Annotated in this window: 1 tRNA gene; it reads left to right on the forward strand. The window is 43.9% G+C overall.

What is annotated here, in order from left to right:
- Nucleotides 1-46: 46 nt before the first annotated feature.
- Nucleotides 47-122, forward strand: a tRNA-Ala gene (locus AAGG74_RS23505).
- Nucleotides 123-296: the final 174 nt, after the last annotated feature.

The raw sequence follows: 296 nt of genomic DNA on the forward strand, positions 1-296 counted from the left end.
ACCATGGGGTCGCAGGTTCGAATCCTGTCTTCCCGACCATTTTTATGGGGCCTTAGCTCAGCTGGGAGAGCGCCTGCTTTGCACGCAGGAGGTCAGCGGTTCGATCCCGCTAGGCTCCACCAAAAAAACAAAAAAGTTGTTGACTTTGATAAAGTAGCGTTGTATACTAATAAAGTTGCTTTAACAAAGCGAACAAACAAAATGATCTTTGAAAACTAAACAAGACAAAACGTACCTGTTAATTCAGATTTAAAAAAATCGCACAGTGATGTGCGTAGTCAGGGGCCTGCACATTG

The organism is Bacillus mexicanus, from assembly GCF_050445615.1.
GTDB classification, from domain to species: Bacteria; Bacillota; Bacilli; order Bacillales; family Bacillaceae; genus Bacillus; species Bacillus mexicanus.